This is a genomic window from Streptomyces sp. NPDC020898 (assembly GCF_044333925.1).
Lineage (GTDB): Bacteria > Actinomycetota > Actinomycetes > Streptomycetales > Streptomycetaceae > Streptomyces.
The window spans coordinates 22,980-36,940 of the sequence record NZ_JBIRRV010000039.1; the positions used below are offsets into that span (position 1 = coordinate 22,980).

Genomic DNA, 13,961 nt, shown 5'->3' on the forward strand with positions numbered 1-13,961 from the left:
GACACGGTTCCGGGCAGTGGGCTCGCACCCGCTCCCCCGGCGTTTTTGAAAAGCGTTTTCACTTGGCTAGCATGGTGGGACCCGGGCGGCGCGGCGCCGGGGCCCGTCGCCGGGCGCTGCCGTGTGCTCGCCGCATGCCAGACAGCGAGGACCCCTCAGTGACCCAGACCGCGCATCCCGAGTACACCGTGCGCCCCGCGACACCGGCCGACGTCGACGGGGCCCGGCGCGTCATGCTGGACACCTTCTACAACGAGTTCGGCTACGGATACGTACCCGAGTGGCACCGCGACACGGTGGACATCGAGGGCACGTATCTCGACGACCCGCGGCACCTGCTGCTCGTGGCCGTGCACGAGGGGGAGGTGGTCGCCACGACCGGCGTACGGTCGGGCGGCCCCGCCCATCCGCCGCACCCGCGATGGCTGGCGGAACGCTACGACGGGGACAGCACCGCCCAGTTGGTCCGTGTCTACGTCCGGCCCGAGCACCGGCGCCGTGGGCTCGCCCGCACCCTGGTCGAAGCCGCCTGCGACTTCGTCGCGGAGACGCCGGGTTACGAGTGCGTCTACCTCCACACCAACGTCGACATCGAGGGCGCCGAATACTTCTGGCGCAGCCTGGCCAAGGAGGTGTTCGACGCCCGTACGACCGGCGAACACGGGCCGGGCGTCTCCACGGTGCACTTCGAGATCCCTGTGTGACGGGGCGACCACCTCTCACCGCAGCGCGCTCTTCCCCTGCCACTCGGTCCACGAGAGGTTCCACGCGCCGAAGCCGTTCCCGGGGGCGACGACGCCCTTGGTGTCCTTGCCGGTGATCTCGAACGGGTCGCCCGCCCGCACCTGCCCGTAGAACCAGGCGGCGTCCGCGTCGCTCATCCCTATGCAGCCGGAACTCTGGTTGGCGTTGCCGAAGTAGCGGGCGTTCCACGGGGCGGCGTGCGCGTACATGCCCGACCAGGTGAGCCGCATCGAGTGGTCGACCATCTTGTCGTAGGCGTCGCCCAGGCCCACCGTCTCGGAGTTCATGTTGATCGTGCCCTCCTTGGCCATGAGTACGGCGGTTCCGCGCCAGGACCGCTTGTCGCCGCCGGGTGTGCCGCCGGAGACCGGTATGCGCCGGACCGTCTCGCCGTCGCGTACGAGGGTGAGCCGGTGGTTGTCGAGGTCGACCTTGACGATCTGCCGGGCGCCGATGGTGAAGGCGGTCGTGTAGTCGCGTACGAACCAGCCGCCGTCCGCGCCCGAGTCGGTGCCGTTCAGCTCGGCGGTGAGCGTGACCCTGGTCCCCGGCTTCCAGTACGTCCTGGGCCGCCAGTCCACGCGGTCCTTGCCGGACCAGTCGCTGATCCAGCCCCAGGAGCCCTCGGTGTTGTTCGAGGTGGTGAGCTTGAGCTGCTTCTCTACGGCGGCCCGGTTCCTGACCGGGTTGTCGAAGACCAGGGAGATCGGCTGGGCGATGCCGACGGTGGCGCCGGCGCCCGGGCGCCAGTCGACCTTGTTGACCTTGTCCGCCGGAGCCGTGGTGAAGGCGGCCTTGGTGCTCTTGGCGGTGCCGCCCTCCGTCCGGGTCGCCGCCGTCACCTCGTAGGCCGCGCCGGGTACGGACCTGCGGTCGGAGACCCATGACCGGCCGTCGGCGGCGACCTTGCCGGCGAGCTTGTGGCCCTCGGCGTCGGCGACGGTCACCGAGGTGAGTGTGCCGCCCGAGGCCGTGACCCGTACGGGCTCGCCCGCCGGGACCTGGTCTCCCTTGGGTGTGACGGTGACCGTGACAGGACGGTCGGCGAAAGTCGGCGTCACCCCGGTGTCCGGCGCGCCGGGGGAGGGGCTCGACGAGCAGGCGGCGAGCGGCGCCAGCAGGGCGGCCACGAGGGCGGCCCGGACGCGGGCATGGGCGAGTACGCGGGTGCGGGACGACCGGGACAACGGGACCTCCGGGAACGGTGAGATGGGTGAGACGGGTGGGAAGGGCGGCAACGGGGTGGAGACGGGGTGGGCCGGAGTCGGCGGCGATGTGGTGACTGTAGGGCCGGAAAACCCGAGGTCAGCCGCTATGGAGCCATGTGACGGCGACTGGTGAGGAACGGTCATGGTCCGGTCACATTCGCCGCGCGGAGCGGTCATGGGGCGCTGTGAGCATCCTGTGCGACCCCGCTACAGGACCGGGGCGAAGGAGAGGACCGGACTGTGTCAGCGCTGCTCGTGCCGCCCAGCCGTACGCCCCGGGTACGGAACCGGGGCGTGGCCCTGCGAACCATCACCGCGGAGACCTACCGCGCCTTCCTCGCGTCCCCCGTCGGCGCGGCCCTCGGCGCCGGTTTCCTCCAGTGCCCCTCCTGGGCCGACGTCAAGGAGGGCTGGCGCGCCCAGCTGCTCGGCTGGGGGCCGGATCCGGAGGCGGGCCGGCTGACGGGCGTGGCCCTGGTGCTGCTGCGTCAGTTCCCCGGCACCCGCAAGTACTTCGCCTACCTTCCCGAAGGGCCCGTCGCCGACTGGAGCGACCCCGACGTCGACGACTGGCTCGATCCGCTGCTCGAACACCTGCGGCGCGCGGGCGCGTTCGCGGTGCGCATCGGCCCGTCGCCCGCCTACCGGCGCTGGGACGCCGCCCTGCTCAAGCCGCTCGCCGGCCCGGGCCGGCGCCTGGGCGACGTCCTCGCCAGTGAGGTCGACCCGCTCGGCACCGCCGTCGCCGAGCGGCTGCGGGCCCGGGACTGGCGCCGCTGCGGTGGCGACGGCACCGGAGGGAACGGGGGTGGGGACGGGGATGCCCAGCCGCGGCACGTCTTCCGGGTGCCGCTCGCCGGACGCACCACGGAGGACCTGTGGTCCGGGCTCAACCAGGAGTGGCGCCGCAACGTGCGCCGGGCGCGGAAGGAGGGCGTGGAGGTGGTGGTCGGGAGTGCTGCCGAACTCCCCGAATTCTACCGACTGTTGGGCATCACCGAGCGACGCGACGGCTTCCGGCTCGGCCGCTCCCTCGCCTACTACGAGCGTCAGTACGCGGTGCTCAACGCCGAGGAACCGGGCCGGATGAAGCTGTACGTCGCCCGTCACCAGGGAGAGATCCTCGCCGCCCACACGATGATCACGGTGGGCCGCCGGGCCTGGTACCAGACCGGCGCCTCGGCCGACCACCGGCGTGAGGTCCGGCCCTCCAACGCCCTGCAGTGGCGGATGCTGCTGGACGCCCACGCCGGCGGCGCCGACGTGTACGACATGCGCGGGGTACCCTCCACTCTCGATCCTGAGGAACGTACGTACGGATTGCTGCGGTGGAAGCTCGGCACCGGGGGACAGGTCGTCGAGACGCTGGGGGAGTGGGAGAGACCATTGGGCGGCAGCGCCAACCACGCGCTCCATCGCGCCTTTCAGGCGTACCTGAACCGCCGATGAAGCAGCCGGCACCGACCACGTCAGCCGGCGTGGAAGCGACGAAGGCGGCCTCCACAGCAGGCAGTACGGCACGCAGCAGTGCCGTCATGGCCGCCGGGTCGATCGTCGGCCGGGCCACCGGTTTCGCCCGGTCCGCCGTGGTCGCGGCGGCGCTGGGCACCATCGGGCCGGTCGCGGACGGCTACGCGGTCGGCAACGCCCTGCCGACCATCGTCTACATGCTGCTGCTCGGCGGCGCGCTGAACGCCGTCTTCGTGCCCGAGCTGGTCAGGGCCGCCAAGGAGCACGACGACGGGGGTGTGGCGTACACCGACCGGCTCGTCACCGTCTGCGTCGTCGCCCTGCTGGCGATCACCGCGACCGCCGTGTGGGCGGCGCCCGCGATTGTCGACGCGTACACCGACTACACCGGCCCGCAGGCGGCCATGACCACCGCGTTCGCCCGCTACTGCCTGCCCCAGATCTTCTTCCTCGGACTGTTCACGCTGCTCGGCCAAGTCCTCAACGCCCGGGGCCGGTTCGGCGCGATGATGTGGACGCCGGTCCTGAACAACGTCGTCGTCATCACCGTCTTCGGCCTGTACCTGGCCCTGTCCATGGGCGGCGGCGACACAGCCACCGCGGGGGACACGCTCACCGCGACCGAGACCGCCGTGCTCGGCTGGGGCACGACCGCCGGGATCGCCGTCCAGGCCCTCGCCCTCGTCCCCGCGCTGCGCGCCGCCCGTTTCCGCTGGCGGCCCCGCTTCGACTGGCGCGGCAGCGGACTGACCCGCCCGCTGCGCGCGGCCGGCTGGCTGGTGCTGCTGGTCCTCGCCAACCAGGCCGCCTACTGGGTCACCACCCGGCTGGCCACGACCGCGGGCCTCGACGGCGGCCCCGGATACGGCGCGTACAACAACGCCTATGCCCTGTGGGTCGTACCGCACGGCATCATCACGGTCTCCGTGGTGACGGCGCTGATGCCCCGGATGAGCGCGGCCGCCGCCGACGGGGACACCGCCGCCGTGCGGCGTGACGTCTCGCACGCCCTGCGGGTCTGCGCCTCGGCCGTCGTCCCCGCCGCCTGCGCGCTGTTCGCCCTCGCGCAGCCGGTGATGGCCCTCGTCTTCGGGTACGGCAGGACCAGCGCCGACGACACGGCCGCCATGGCCGGGATCCTGATGGCCTTCGCGCCGGGACTCGTCGCCCTGTCGGGCCAGTACGTCCTGTCCCGCGCCTTCTACGCGCTCTCCGACACCCGTACGCCGTTCCTGCTCAACCTCGTGATCGTCGCCCTCAATGCGGGCCTGTCCCTGGCCGCCGCACATCTGCTGCCGGCCCGCTGGGCCGTGACGGGCATGGCGGCGGCGTACTCACTGGCGCTGTGCGCGGGTTGGGCGCTGACCGGCCTGGTGCTGAGCCGCAGGCTCGCCGTCGTACGCCCCCTGCGCTCGTCCGCCGTCGGCGCCCACGTGCGGCTGCTGCTCGCCGCCGTCCCCGCCACCGCGCTCGGTCACCTCGCGGTCCTGGGCGCGGTGCGGGCGGGTGCCCTGGTCGCCGCAACTGCGGGGGCGGTCGCCGTCGTCCTCACCTTCGCCCTGCTCGCCCGTCCCCTGCGACTCACCGAACTCGACGCGCTGCTCTCCCGCGTACGCCGGAGACGCACCCGAACCCGGACCTGAACCGGGACCTGACCATCACCTAGGGAGAACCGCCGATGCCCCGCGTGCTCCTCATCGAGGACGACCCTGCCGTACGCGAGGGGGTCGAACTCGGTCTGCGCCGCCGCGGCCACGAGGTACGGGCGGCCGCGACCGGCGAGGCCGGCCTCGCCGCGCTGGCCGAATTCCGCCCCGATCTGCTGCTGTTGGACCTGATGCTGCCCGGCATGAACGGCGTACAGGTCTGCCGGCAGGTCCGCGACCGCAGCCAGTTGCCGATCATCATGCTCACCGCGCGCAGCGACGACTTCGACGTGGTCATCGGCCTGGAGGCCGGTGCCGACGACTACATCGTCAAGCCCGCCCGCCCCGAGGTGATCGAGGCCCGCATCCGTGCCGTCCTGCGCCGTATCGACGACGGCGGCCCGGGGCGCCCGGCCATCGAGGTCTACGGCGCGCTCACCATCGACCGGGCCGGACTGACCGTCACCAAAGCCGGCCGCCCGCTCGCGCTGGCTCCCTCGGAGCTCAAGCTCCTGCTGCACCTCGCCGCCACCCCCGAGCAGGTGTTCAGCAGGCAGCAACTGCTGGAGCACGTGTGGGACCACAGCTTCCACGCCGACGCCCGACTGGTCGACGCGTGCGTCGCCCGGCTGCGCGGCAAGATCGAGGACGAGGTCGGCAGCCCCCGCTACGTCCAGACCCTGCGGGGTTTCGGCTACCGCTTCGGGCCCCTGTGACCACCGGCCACGAGCGGTCGCGGTCGCGGTCGCGGGTCAGGGTGTTCGGGCTGCGTACGCGGCTGTTGCTCGCCTTCCTGCTGGTCGCCGGCGTCAGCGCCGGCACGACGTCCGCGCTGACCTACCGGGAGGCCCGCAACGCGCTGCTGGAGACCGCCCAGGACACGGCGGTCTCGACGTTCCGCGAACACGTCCAGCAGACGGCCTTCTCCCTGCCGCTGCCGGCGGTGGGCCTGGAGGACGTCCTGCGGGACATCGCCCGCAAGGGCAAGCCCCACCCCTGGGTGGTGTTCGCCGAGTACGGCTCGGTCCGCGCCTCCTCGGGCGAGAACCCCGTCTCCACCGTCATCACACCCGAACTGCGCCGCGTCGCACGGGCCAGCCCCCACGGCAGCTTCGAGCGGGTCGTCAAGGACGGCGTGCCCTATCTGACCATCGCCATGCCCATGATCTTCAAGGTGAGCCCGGACTCCTTGCTGACCAGCGGACTCGTCCTGTACGCCGTCATGCCGATGACCGACGAGCAGGTCAACGTCGACGCCCTCCTCCTGGCGGCCCGGGACGGCGCCGTGCCCGGCCTCGCCGTCGCGCTGATACCCGGCCTGATCGCCGCACGCAGCGTGCTGCGCCCGGTACGGAAACTGCGCGAGGCCGCCCGGAACATGGGCAGCGGCAGACTCGACACCCGGATTCCGGTGCGCGGCAGCGACGAACTGGCGGACCTGGCCCGCACGTTCAACGAGACGGCGGGCCAACTGGAGCGTTCCGTACGCGAGTTGCGCGAGGCCGAGGAACGCGCCCGCCGCTTCGCCTCCGACGTCTCGCACGAACTGCGCACCCCCCTCGCCGGGATGCTCGCCGTCACCGAGGTCCTCGACGAGGGCGCGGACGGCCTGGACGCCGACACCGCCCGTGCGGTCCGGCTGGTCAGCGCGGAGACCGGAAAGCTCGCCGTGCTCGTCGAGGACCTGATGGAGATCTCCCGGTTCGACGCCCGCGCGGCCGAGTTGAACGCCGACGAGGTCGATGTCGCCGAGGCCGTCCGCATGACCCTCCACAACCGGCACTGGACCGACGACCGGGTCCGCACCGAACTCCCCGACGGCATCCGGGCCCGGCTCGACCCGCGCCGCTTCGACGTCGTGATCGCCAACCTCGTCGGCAACGCCCTGCGGCACGGCGGTACGCCCGTCACGGTCCGCCTGCGCACCGAGGAACGCCCCGCAGGCACACGGGTGTTGATCACCGAGGTCGTGGACAGCGGACCCGGCATCCGCCCCAAGGCGCTCCCGCACATCTTCGACCGCTTCTACAAGGCCGACGCGGCCCGCACCCGCTCGGCGGGCAGCGGCCTGGGACTGGCGATCACTCAGGAGAACGTGAAGCTGCACGGCGGATCGATCCGCGCCGGGAACCCGCCCGGCGGCGGTGCCGTCTTCACCGTCGAGATACCGCTTCACACGGAGGAGACCGGCGGATGAGACGTGCGCGGACGCGCCGACGCACGGCGGCCGTCGCCCTCGTCGCCATGGTGGCCGCCGTACCGCTGCTCGCCGGCTGCGGCATCCAGGAGACCGACGTCATCGAGGCGGGCGGTCCCGCCAGCTTCCAGGCCTTCCTCGACCGCGAAGGCGACATGCTGCTCTTCTTCCGTTCCCCCGACGGAGCGGTGGTCCCGGTGATCCGGACGGTCGACACCTCGACCGTGTTCGAGGACGGATACGTCGAGGCGGGCTCCGCGGCCGAGGACTCCGCCGGCACGGAGAGCCCGGTGCCGACGGAGAAGGTCGTCGCGGCGCTGCTCGCCGGTCCGGGAACGGAGGACCGGGCCGCCGGCCTGGGCACCGCACTTCCGGCCCCCTCCGGCAGGACGGTCGAGGTCGAACCCTTCGAGGGCGGGGTCACGGCCCGCGTCCCCTTCGCCCTGGGGGACCTGGACAGCACGGCTCTGCGTCAGCTGACCTGCACGATCGCCTACAGCCAGGACGCCGACGGCCAGATCGCCGTGGACCTGACGGGCGAGGACGGCACATCGAGGTCCGACACCTGCGGCCTCGCCGCCGGCGGCACGACCGGCTGAGAAGGACCTTGAAGGAGCGGTCTCAGCCGGTGGCGCCGCGCAGCGCCTCGATGATGTCGCTCAGCGCGCCGGTCAGCTGTGGGTAGTCGTCGCGGGCGACGGGTGTGACGAAGTGCCGCTCGATGACACGGGAGTGGACGGTCGCGGCCTGGACGAACACCGTGCGGCCGTGCTCGGTCGGCTCCACGAGGATGCTTCTGCGGTCCTCCGGTGAGGGGACGCGGCGGACCAGGGCGGCTTCTTCCATGCGGTCGATCAGCCGGGTGGTGCCACTGCTGGTGAGGGTGAGGTCGTCGGCGAGCTGGCGCTGAAAGACCTTCTCGCCCGGCTCGCGGCACAGCCTGATGAAGACCTCGAGCATCGTGTGGCTGATCCCGCACTCGCGCCGCAGGGTCGCGTCGATGTGCTGCTCCAGGCGGGTCGCGGCCTTGATCAGCAGTCCGAAGTCCTGAACGAGCCGGCTGTTGGCGGCGAGGGCGGCCTGGTCGCCCTGCCCGGTCGCGGCATCCTCCTGCACAGCTCCCCTCCCCATTCCCCATCCATGACGGTCCTGGCCCCCGAGTTTAATGCCACCTCACCTACTGACGTCTCAATTGCTGAGCAGTCAATTGCTGACTGCTCAATTAAATTCTAAGGTGGCTGCCAGATCGAGGAGAGGAACCTCCATGGACCTGCAGCACTGGCTCGGTCGAGCCACCCACGCGATACAGGAGTGGGTCGACACCTTCGGCCCCTACCAGCCGCACCCGTCGCTCCAAGTCGACGACGACCGCTTCGCCGCGGCCTTCGAGGAGTTCACCGGGAGACTGAAGGACAACTACCCCTTCTTCCACCCGAGTTACGTGGGGCAGATGCTCAAGCCCCCGCACCCCGCCGCGGTCGTCGGCTACCTCACCGCCATGCTGATCAACCCCAACAACCACGCCCTGGACGGCGGCCCCGCCACGGCCCGGATGGAACGCGAGGCGGTCGCCCAGCTGGCCGCCATGTTCGGCTACGACACCCACCTGGGCCACCTGACCACCAGCGGCACGATCGCCAACCTCGAAGCCCTCTTCGTCGCCCGCGAACTCCACCCCGGCCGAGGTGTCGCGTACAGCGAGGAGGCCCACTACACCCACGGCCGCATGTGCCGGGTGCTCGGGGTGGAGGGACACACGGTCCCTACGGACGACAAGGGCCGCATGGACCTCGACGTGCTGGAGGACCTGCTGCGCGGCGGCCGGGTGGGCACGGTCGTCATGACCGCCGGAACCACCGGACTGGGGGCCGTCGACCAGATCCACGAGGCCCTGCTCCTCACAGAGCGTTACGACGTCCGTATCCACGTCGACGCCGCGTACGGCGGCTTCTTCACCCTGCTGGCCGGCGCCGAGGGACCCGAGGGGCTCGCGCCCGAGCCCTGGCGGGCGATCGCCCGGTGCGACTCGATCGTCGTCGACCCGCACAAACACGGCCTCCAGCCCTACGGCTGCGGCGCCGTGCTCTTCCGCGACCCCGAGGTGGGCCGCTTCTACCTGCACGACTCGCCGTACACCTACTTCACCTCCAGCGAGCTCCACCTCGGCGAGATCAGCCTGGAGTGCTCACGCGCCGGCGCCTCGGCCGCCGCCCTCTGGCTCACCTTCCAGCTCCTCCCGCCCACGCCCGAGGGGCTGGGGCAGGTGCTGGCGGCCGGTCGGCGAGCGGCGGTGAAGTGGGCGGAACTGATCGCCGCCTCCGACCACCTGGAGCTCTACCAACAGCCGGAACTGGACATCGTCGGCTACTTCCCCGTCGTCGACCCCGCCACCCTGAGCGGCATCGACACGGCCTCCGCGCGCATCCTGGCGGACGGCATGACGGGCCCCGACCAGGTGTTCCTGAGCACCCTGAGAGCCGACCGCGAGGCGTTCACCGCACGCCACCCCGACATCACCGCGGACGCCGACAGCGCCCGCATCCTGCGCAGCGTCCTGATGAAACCGGAATCCGAACACCACGTGGAGGACATCCACCGCCAGGTCGAACGGCTCACCCGATCCTGATCGCCGCCCGATCCGCCTGGGGCCTGTTCGAGTGGACTCGCCGGGATGCTTACCGCACAAAGCCTCACACCGGGCCTCCGGATGGTGGCGTGGCCTCCTCAGCCCCGATCCGGAAGAGGCGCCCCCTCCATGCGACGTACTCCCACCAGACGCCTGCTCGCCGCCGCGCTGCTCGTGGGGGCCGTACTGGCCCCCATGGCGGCGACCCCCGCCGCTGCCACCGCCGCCGCCACCGCGGTCCATCTCGCGGGCGGCGACCCGTACGGCCAGGACGACGCCCCGTCTGACGGCCTAGGCCGTGAGCTGACCGCCCGGCTGGACAAGGCCGTCGAGGGCGTCCGGCAGGAGGCCGGCATCCCCGGTGTCATTGTCGGACTGTGGATGCCGGGCAAGGGGAACTACGTCCGCGCGACCGGGGTCGCCGACACCGCCACCCGTGAGCCGATGACCACCGACCTGTACCTGCGGATCGGCAGCGAGACCAAGACCTTCACGGTCACCGCGCTGCTCAAGCTCGTCGACGACCGCCGGATCCGGCTGGACGACCCGATCTCCCGGTACGTGGACGGCGTGCCGAACGGCCGCCGGATCACACTGCGCCACCTCGCCGGGATGCGCAGCGGCCTGTTCCCGTACACCGAGGACCCGGACTTCGTGCACGACCTGCTGAGCGACCCGACCCGCTCGTTCACCCCGCCGGAGGTGCTCGCGTACGGCTTCAAGCACCCGAACACCTTCGCGCCGGGCGCGCGGTTCGAGTACTCCAACACCAACCTGGTCCTCCTCGGCCTGGTGATCGAGAAGGTCAGCGGTCAGCGCGCCGCCGACTTCATCGACAAGCGGGTGCTCCGCCCGGCCCACCTCGACCACACGCTGTTCCCCAGCGGCGCCGAGTTCCCCGAGCCGCACCCGCGCGGCTACACGAACCAGACGCTGAGCGGCGAGGTCGAGGACGCCACCGACTGGAACCCGAGTTGGGGCTGGACGGCCGGGGCGATGATCTCGAACCTGCACGACCTGCACCGCTGGGCCAGGATCGTCGCCACGGGCACGCTCCTCAGCCCGGAGGCCCAGAAGCAGCGCCTCACGATGCTCCCGACCGGCCACCCCGGCACGAGCTACGGCCTCGGCATCTTCGACAGCGATGGCTGGATCGGGCACAACGGCTCCATCCCGGGCTACGAGAGCGTCACGGTCTACCTCCCCTCGAAGAAGGCGACCCTGGTGGTGCTCCTCAACACCGACATCACCTACGAGGGCCAGGAACCGTCCTCACTGGTCGCCCGGGCGATCACCGAGATCGTGACCCCCGACAACGTCTACGACCGCCCGCTCCCCACGCGCTGAGCCGTCCTGGTGCAGTTGGGTGCGCAACGCGCCCCAAAGGGGCGCGGGGAACTGCGCGACCAGCCCCCACCTGCCCGCGGCAAGCGAACCGCATATCCCGCGGAGCGCTTGGTACTCGCCCCTCCTGACGGGAAACGGCACCGATCACCCGCCGGAGGCGGACATGAGCGACGAGAACACGGCGGACGACATCCATCAGCCCACCGGTGGCAACGAGGAGCAGGCGGACGCGTCCCCGCTGGATCTGCAGGACGCGGTGGACGAGCGCACGTACGACGAGATGCTGGACGAGGGCTACTCCCCGCCGGAGAAACCGCTGGGCGTCACCAAGGCCGGCACCACGGCGGCCGAGCAGCACGAGGGCGAGTCGCTCGACGACAGGTTGCGGCAGGAGGTCCCCGACGTGGCCACGCCGGCCGGGGACGGCATCGGCGACCTGCCGGGCGGCGAGGGCGAACCGCGCGACCCGGAGACCGGCACCGACCGCGCCGGTCGCCTGGTCGCGCCGGACGAGGGCACGCGAACGGACACCACCAAGGAACTCGTCGCCGACGACAAGGGCATCGACGGCGGGGCCGCGGGCGCCGAGGAGGCGGCGGTCCACGTCGTACCCGACGACCGAGCGGGCGACCGAGAGGACGACGGAGCGGAATGAAGAGCGTCCGACGTCCTGGTGGGCGATCCGTCTTCGTTCCGCCGTACCCGGGTACTCGGTGCGCCCCAGGCAGAAGACGGTGCGGTAGACGGCGCGGACACGGCGCAGCGGATGGAGCAGCGGACATGCAGAAGGTGATGAACGCGGCTGGGGACGAGAACGGCACCGTCTCCGGCCCTGGCCAGGACCGGCAGCAGGCGATTCTGGAGGCGGCCAAGCAGGTCGGATCCCTGTTGAAGCGGCAAGGGCACCGTTTCGCTCTCGCCGGGAGCGTGGCCGTCTACGCTCACGGCGGCTCGGCCCGGCTGCAGCACGACGCCGACTTCTGCGTCAGACGGGAGGACGCGGACGCCGTCATGGCCACCCTGGAGGAGGCCGGGCTGGACGTCGTGGAACCGCCGGAGGACTGGCTGTGGAAGACGCGGTGCCTGGGCCAGGACATCGACCTGCTCTTCGAGCTGGCCCACGAACCGGTCACGTCCGAGGTGCTGGAGCGGGCGGTGGAACTGCCCCTGGACTCGGTGCACATGCCGGTGCTGGCCGCCACCGACCTGGTGCGCAGCCTGCTGGCGTCGTTCTCCGAGCACCACTGCGACTTCAGGGCCGTGCTGCCCATCGCGCGGGCGCTGCGGGAGAAGGTCGACTGGGAACGGATCCGCGAGGACTGCGGGGACGCGCCGATGCCGGAGGCGTTCCTCTACCTGCTGGAGCGCCTCCAGGTGATCCCACCGGCGGGTGAGCGGTCATGAGCGGCTACGGCGAGGACACGGCGTCGGCGGAGGCGGCGTCGGTGAACATCGAGTACCGGATCGCGGCCCTGGAGGCACGCCTGGCCGCGGGAGAACTGGGCGAACTGGGTATGCGCGTCGAGACGCACGGCACGGCCGTCACCGTCCACGGGACCGTGCCGACCGCCCAGTGCCGCGAGGAACTGCTGCGCGCGGTGCACGAGGAACTGGCCGGGTTCGCCGTCCACGCCGACATCCAGACCGCCGAGGTCACCCCTCCCGACCACGCGGAGGACCTGCCATGATCCGCGTCGCGGCGGTCGGTGACATCCATATGGGCCCGGACAGCAAGGGGCTCCTGCGGCCCGCCTTCGACACCCTGCCCGACTGCGCCGACCTGCTGCTCCTCGCCGGCGACCTGACCCGGCACGGCACCCCGGAGGAGGCGCGGATCGTCGCCGAGGAACTGGCCGGGCTGGCCGTGCCCGTCGTGGCCGTACTCGGCAACCACGACCATCACGACGAGAAGCCGGAAGAGGTCACCGACATCCTCCGGGCGGCGGGCGTGCGGGTGCTGGAGGGGGAGGGGACGGTCGTCGAGGTCGACGGCACCCGGGTGGGCGTCGCCGGCACCAAGGGGTTCGGGGGCGGGTTCGCGGGACGGTCCGGGAGCGAGTTCGGCGAGCCGCTGATGAAGGAGTTCGTGCGGTACACGCGCCGCTGCGCGGACGGTCTGCGCGGCAGCCTCGAAGCGCTGGCGCGGGACGGCTGCGCGGTGCGGATCGCCCTCACGCACTTCTCGCCGGTTCCGGACACGCTCGCGGGCGAGCCCCCGGAGATCTATCCCTTCCTCGGCAGCTACCTCCTGGCGGAGGCCGTCGACACGGCGGGCGCCGACCTCGCCGTACACGGGCACGCCCATGCGGGCACCGAGCACGGGATGACCGGCGGTGGCGTACGCGTCAGGAATGTGGCGCAGCCGGTCATCCGGCGGGCCTTCAGCGTCTACCACCTGCACGCCGGGGAGCCCGACGGCTCGGGGTTCAGCGCACCGGGAAGCCGAAGGAGTAGCCCTCTTCCTTGAGCCGGGGGAGGATCCGGCGCAGGGCCTCGACGGTCTGGGAGCGGTCGCCTCCCGCGTCGTGGAAGAGGACCGTCGGCCCGTTGGGCAGCTCCCGCTCGACGGTGGCGACGATGGCGTCCGTGCCCGGGCGCTCGAAGTCCTTGGTGTCGACGTTCCAGCCCAGCGGGCGCATGCCGCGGGAGGCGGCGAGCGTGCGGCTGTACGGGGTGAAGGCGCCGCCGGGTGCGCGGTAGTACATCGGTCGTACGCCCCCGGA

Annotated in this window: 14 protein-coding genes and 1 pseudogene; 12 read left to right on the forward strand and 3 right to left on the reverse strand. The window is 71.6% G+C overall.

Features of this window, described 5'->3' with window-relative positions:
- Positions 1-233: 233 nt before the first annotated feature.
- Positions 234-704, forward strand: coding sequence for a GNAT family N-acetyltransferase (locus tag ACH4TV_RS47745; protein WP_398407774.1), 471 nt, complete (start codon positions 234-236; stop codon positions 702-704).
- Between the two features lie 15 nt (positions 705-719).
- On the opposite strand, the gene ACH4TV_RS47750 is transcribed toward ACH4TV_RS47745, so the two are convergent.
- Entirely contained in the window at positions 720-1,931 is a 1,212-nt protein-coding gene (locus ACH4TV_RS47750; RefSeq protein WP_398407759.1) for an Ig-like domain-containing protein, read from the reverse strand.
- A 261-nt stretch (positions 1,932-2,192) separates the two neighbouring features.
- Here ACH4TV_RS47750 and ACH4TV_RS47755 point away from each other — a divergent pair, with 261 nt between their 5' ends.
- From ACH4TV_RS47755 to ACH4TV_RS47775, 5 genes are read left to right on the forward strand one after another with little or no spacing between them, the layout of a single operon-like run.
- On the forward strand, positions 2,193-3,401 hold the full coding sequence (locus tag ACH4TV_RS47755; RefSeq protein ID WP_398407760.1) for a lipid II:glycine glycyltransferase FemX: 1,209 nt from the start codon (positions 2,193-2,195) through the stop codon (positions 3,399-3,401).
- Complete coding sequence (gene murJ, locus ACH4TV_RS47760) at positions 3,398-5,065, forward strand: murein biosynthesis integral membrane protein MurJ (RefSeq protein ID WP_398407761.1); 1,668 nt, start codon at positions 3,398-3,400, stop codon at positions 5,063-5,065. The genes ACH4TV_RS47755 and murJ overlap by 4 nt, the downstream gene beginning before the upstream one ends.
- A 35-nt stretch (positions 5,066-5,100) precedes the next feature.
- On the forward strand, positions 5,101-5,784 hold the full coding sequence (locus ACH4TV_RS47765; protein WP_398407762.1) for a response regulator: 684 nt from the start codon (positions 5,101-5,103) through the stop codon (positions 5,782-5,784).
- Positions 5,781-7,265, forward strand: coding sequence for an ATP-binding protein (locus ACH4TV_RS47770; protein WP_398407763.1), 1,485 nt, complete (start codon positions 5,781-5,783; stop codon positions 7,263-7,265). The genes ACH4TV_RS47765 and ACH4TV_RS47770 overlap by 4 nt, the downstream gene beginning before the upstream one ends.
- Entirely contained in the window at positions 7,262-7,864 is a 603-nt protein-coding gene (locus ACH4TV_RS47775; protein ID WP_398407764.1) for a hypothetical protein, read from the forward strand. The genes ACH4TV_RS47770 and ACH4TV_RS47775 overlap by 4 nt, the downstream gene beginning before the upstream one ends.
- 22 nt (positions 7,865-7,886) lie before the next feature.
- Here ACH4TV_RS47775 and ACH4TV_RS47780 read toward each other — a convergent pair whose 3' ends face one another.
- A complete protein-coding gene (locus tag ACH4TV_RS47780; RefSeq protein WP_398407765.1) occupies positions 7,887-8,381 on the reverse strand; it encodes a MarR family winged helix-turn-helix transcriptional regulator in 495 nt (164 codons plus the stop codon).
- 148 nt (positions 8,382-8,529) lie between these two features.
- Between ACH4TV_RS47780 and ACH4TV_RS47785 the strand changes: the two genes are divergently transcribed.
- The 6 genes from ACH4TV_RS47785 to ACH4TV_RS47810 all read left to right on the forward strand — a co-directional run bounded on the left by ACH4TV_RS47785 (position 8,530) and on the right by ACH4TV_RS47810 (position 13,705).
- A complete protein-coding gene (locus tag ACH4TV_RS47785) occupies positions 8,530-9,891 on the forward strand; it encodes a pyridoxal phosphate-dependent decarboxylase family protein (protein WP_398407766.1) in 1,362 nt (453 codons plus the stop codon).
- A gap of 129 nt (positions 9,892-10,020) precedes the next feature.
- Positions 10,021-11,238: a serine hydrolase domain-containing protein gene (locus ACH4TV_RS47790; RefSeq protein ID WP_398407767.1), complete on the forward strand. Its 1,218-nt coding sequence runs from the start codon at positions 10,021-10,023 to the stop codon at positions 11,236-11,238.
- Positions 11,239-11,401: 163 nt separating this feature from the next.
- Positions 11,402-11,893, forward strand: a complete 492-nt coding sequence (locus ACH4TV_RS47795) for a DUF5709 domain-containing protein (protein WP_398407768.1) — start codon at positions 11,402-11,404, stop codon at positions 11,891-11,893.
- A gap of 125 nt (positions 11,894-12,018) precedes the next feature.
- A complete protein-coding gene (locus ACH4TV_RS47800) occupies positions 12,019-12,642 on the forward strand; it encodes a nucleotidyltransferase family protein (protein ID WP_398407769.1) in 624 nt (207 codons plus the stop codon).
- Positions 12,639-12,926: a hypothetical protein gene (locus ACH4TV_RS47805; RefSeq protein ID WP_398407770.1), complete on the forward strand. Its 288-nt coding sequence runs from the start codon at positions 12,639-12,641 to the stop codon at positions 12,924-12,926. Before ACH4TV_RS47800 ends, ACH4TV_RS47805 begins: the two co-directional genes overlap by 4 nt.
- Positions 12,923-13,705, forward strand: a complete 783-nt coding sequence (locus tag ACH4TV_RS47810) for a metallophosphoesterase (RefSeq protein ID WP_398407771.1) — start codon at positions 12,923-12,925, stop codon at positions 13,703-13,705. The genes ACH4TV_RS47805 and ACH4TV_RS47810 overlap by 4 nt, the downstream gene beginning before the upstream one ends.
- On the opposite strand, the pseudogene ACH4TV_RS47815 reads toward ACH4TV_RS47810, so the two are convergent.
- Positions 13,665-13,961 (reverse strand): annotated as a pseudogene (locus ACH4TV_RS47815) (polysaccharide deacetylase family protein); the annotation flags it as partial. The gene ACH4TV_RS47810 and the pseudogene ACH4TV_RS47815 overlap by 41 nt on opposite strands.

Excerpts from the sequence above, each read along its gene's own strand:
- ACH4TV_RS47745 (WP_398407774.1), top strand. The coding sequence starts at position 234 with ATGCTGGACACCTTCTACAACGAGTTCGGCTACGGATACGTACCCGAG.
- ACH4TV_RS47805 (WP_398407770.1), top strand. The coding sequence starts at position 12,639 with ATGAGCGGCTACGGCGAGGACACGGCGTCGGCGGAGGCGGCGTCGGTG.
- ACH4TV_RS47775 (WP_398407764.1), top strand. The coding sequence starts at position 7,262 with ATGAGACGTGCGCGGACGCGCCGACGCACGGCGGCCGTCGCCCTCGTC.
- ACH4TV_RS47785 (WP_398407766.1), top strand. The coding sequence starts at position 8,530 with ATGGACCTGCAGCACTGGCTCGGTCGAGCCACCCACGCGATACAGGAG.
- ACH4TV_RS47800 (WP_398407769.1), top strand. The coding sequence starts at position 12,019 with ATGCAGAAGGTGATGAACGCGGCTGGGGACGAGAACGGCACCGTCTCC.
- ACH4TV_RS47765 (WP_398407762.1), top strand. The coding sequence starts at position 5,101 with ATGCCCCGCGTGCTCCTCATCGAGGACGACCCTGCCGTACGCGAGGGG.
- ACH4TV_RS47790 (WP_398407767.1), top strand. The coding sequence starts at position 10,021 with ATGCGACGTACTCCCACCAGACGCCTGCTCGCCGCCGCGCTGCTCGTG.
- ACH4TV_RS47795 (WP_398407768.1), top strand. The coding sequence starts at position 11,402 with ATGAGCGACGAGAACACGGCGGACGACATCCATCAGCCCACCGGTGGC.
- murJ (WP_398407761.1), top strand. The coding sequence starts at position 3,398 with ATGAAGCAGCCGGCACCGACCACGTCAGCCGGCGTGGAAGCGACGAAG.
- ACH4TV_RS47810 (WP_398407771.1), top strand. The coding sequence starts at position 12,923 with ATGATCCGCGTCGCGGCGGTCGGTGACATCCATATGGGCCCGGACAGC.